Source organism: Alishewanella sp. HH-ZS (assembly GCF_001704375.1).
Lineage (GTDB): Bacteria > Pseudomonadota > Gammaproteobacteria > Enterobacterales > Alteromonadaceae > Alishewanella > Alishewanella aestuarii.
In genome coordinates this window covers 1-1,582 of sequence record NZ_LZEJ01000087.1, presented here as the reverse complement: position 1 = coordinate 1,582, position 1,582 = coordinate 1, and the positions used below count along the sequence as shown (strand labels likewise).

Here is a 1,582-nt window from a genome sequence, read left to right as displayed (position 1 = left end):
ACACTAGAATACACTAAGGTTGCCACAAATTTCCCCCTGCACAGCTTGCGTGTATCGCTGATAACTGCCTACACGATGGATACCCAATTGCCACTTCCTGTCATATCCAAACTACTGGCAGGGCACTCACGTATCCTAATGACCATCTACTACAACAAAATTACCCCGTCCGTGATGGCGGAAAAAATGAGTGAAGCCGAATGGGAGCTTGAGGGTAAAGCCAAGCAATCAGTGCGTAATTTCCTCAAAGATGCCTCACTAGCGCAAATTCAATGCAAAATGGTCTACCACAAAGAAGACAGTATTCAGGCGGCACTGGTTAACCGTAATCCCATCGGCTGGGAGGAGCGTTCAGCTGGCTTATGTTTGGTCGGAGGCAACACCGTAAAATCCGATGAAGTCAGTACGCTGGGCGGGTGCTGGAACGGCGGTGAGTTGATTAAAGATGCAAGTGCTGCCCAAAATCGCACCTATGGCAGCGTACCGCATGGCCCTGAAAACTGCATTCGTTGCCGTTGGTTTATTACTGAGGCGCGATACCTGCCAGCGCTTAACGCTCAGTTTAATCAACTCAGTTACAAGGCGCACCAAGCGGCTAACCTATCGGTTGAAATCGAGGGTGAGTTAGAAGCACTCAAAGACGAGCAGTTCTTCTGTGAAGAGCAAGGTGCGCCTTTTACCAAACACAGTGAGCTACAGGTGTTGCAACGCCGCTATGAAAAGCAACAAGTAGAGGCCGATGAATACACCAAAGACTGGATAGCGTGCTTCAAGCTAATCAGCAAAATCATTCACGTCGAGGTAGCCCGAAGCGATGACGACACCAAAGATAAATTGATTGCAGTAGGGAATGAACAAGATATTAGCCATGCCTTGAGGTTTATCGAAACCGACTCAGAGCTCTTACACCTCTCCTTGCTATGTGACGATGCCGAATTCTTCCCTGACTTGCAGGATGAACTTCGTAAAACGCCCGCCATTCAAAAGCGCTCCATTGAACTCAGTCGCATGCTGATGAAAAAGGGTTTTGAACCTATCTTCTTGGAAATGGATGAAAAGCAGCAACTCATTGCTGCTAATGCCATGCTTCGTCACATGGCAAAAATAGCAGACCCTCATGACAAATTAGAGGGCTACCGCAAAGTCGCCAACTACATTGAGGCAGGTGAGTACCTTGAAGAAAACAAACTATTTAGTGCAGGCATGAGTGCGCTCACTGGTAAAGCCTTGCACCTAGAAAATCTCACCCAACCTGCACTCTTGGAGGGTTAATGGACATTAATATTGATATCATCTTGGCTGACCTAAAAGACGACAAAGTGCCAAGAACCCAAAAAAACCTAGATAAGCTTAACGACATCCTGAAAGCCTATGCAGGATCGGGGCAGCGTGATTTCTCCATTGCACAAATGGGGCGAGTATCAGCAGCAGAGGGTGGCCCAGGTTACGAAGCGTTGCGAGCAACCAAAAACAAGCACTACCGCACCTTGATTGAAGCATGGGCAGCAAAGTGCAAAACAACCACCAAAAAGCCGTTATCGCCAACCTCACGCTCTAAGTCTGTTCCACAGGATAACAAGCT

The 1,582-nt window shown here is 47.7% G+C and carries 1 protein-coding gene and 1 pseudogene; both read left to right on the top strand.

Annotated elements, in window-relative coordinates:
* A pseudogene (locus A9165_RS16365) lies at positions 1–1,272 on the top strand (integrase); the annotation flags it as partial.
* The coding region (gmtX, locus tag A9165_RS16360) for a gamma-mobile-trio protein GmtX (protein WP_255365754.1) at positions 1,272–1,582 on the top strand (311 nt) is incomplete at its 3' end. The pseudogene A9165_RS16365 and the gene gmtX, both read left to right, overlap by 1 nt.